1 protein-coding gene is annotated in these 237 nt (G+C 49.8%); it reads left to right on the top strand.

Annotation, left to right across the window (positions count from 1 at the left end):
• A partial coding sequence (locus tag AC0L20_RS41820) for a hypothetical protein (protein WP_473295965.1) occupies window positions 1-236 on the top strand: 236 nt, incomplete at its 5' end.
• Window position 237 lies beyond the last annotated feature (1 nt).

The following is a 237-nucleotide window of genomic DNA, read 5'->3' as shown; positions in this document are numbered from 1 at the left end:
GTGTGAAAAAAATGCAAAACCAAAAATGTACACAGAATCCATGTGGGAGGGGGCTTGCCCCCGATAGCGGTGAGTCAGCTAAACATACACTGGCTGACACACTGCAATCGGGGCAAGCCCCCTCCCACATGGATTCTGTGTACATTTTTGGTTTTGCATTTTTTTCACACGCTATCCGCATAATTCCAGCTTCTCGCACGCAGGCCTTTGGGGCCTGTGCTATTCCCTACAGCTGAC

This window comes from Bradyrhizobium sp. Kon58, assembly GCF_055807455.1.
Note: the sequence above shows the minus strand (reverse complement) of the source record. Positions and strands in the feature narration are given on the sequence as shown.